The sequence below is a fragment of the Polaromonas sp. P1_G2 genome (genome assembly GCF_056405515.1).
Window position 1 is genome coordinate 1 of the sequence record NZ_JBFUBY010001825.1, and the last position, 352, is coordinate 352.

Sequence of the window (352 nt, forward strand, 5' to 3'; positions counted from 1 at the left end):
CAATGCCACCATCCTGCCGGGTGTGACAATCGGTGAAAACGCGCAGATCGGCGCCGGCGCCGTGGTGATCGAGGATGTTCCCAACCATGCCATCGTCGTCGGGGTGCCGGCCCGGATCGTTGGCTACACACAAGACAAACCCGCGATGGAGCGGGCGGCCGGGAGAGCCAGATGATCGGTGTTGCTGTTGTTGGCTACGGATATTGGGGCCCCAATCTGGTCCGGAATTTCTCGGAAATTCCCGGCGTCCGTGTTGTCTCGGTATGCGATTTGGTGAAAGAGCGGCTGACGAATGTCAAGGTTCGCTATCCGACGATCGAAATCACCGACGATTTCGATGCGGTGCTTGCTG

At 59.1% G+C, this 352-nt stretch carries 1 protein-coding gene and 1 pseudogene; both read left to right on the forward strand.

Translation table 11 applies throughout. The features are described from left to right. Positions 1-175: acyltransferase (locus AC1D0P_RS32770; RefSeq protein WP_477680530.1), on the forward strand; the 175-nt coding region annotated here is incomplete at its 5' end. Beyond that, positions 172-352: pseudogene (locus AC1D0P_RS32775) on the forward strand (gfo/Idh/MocA family oxidoreductase); the annotation flags it as partial. The gene AC1D0P_RS32770 and the pseudogene AC1D0P_RS32775, both read left to right, overlap by 4 nt.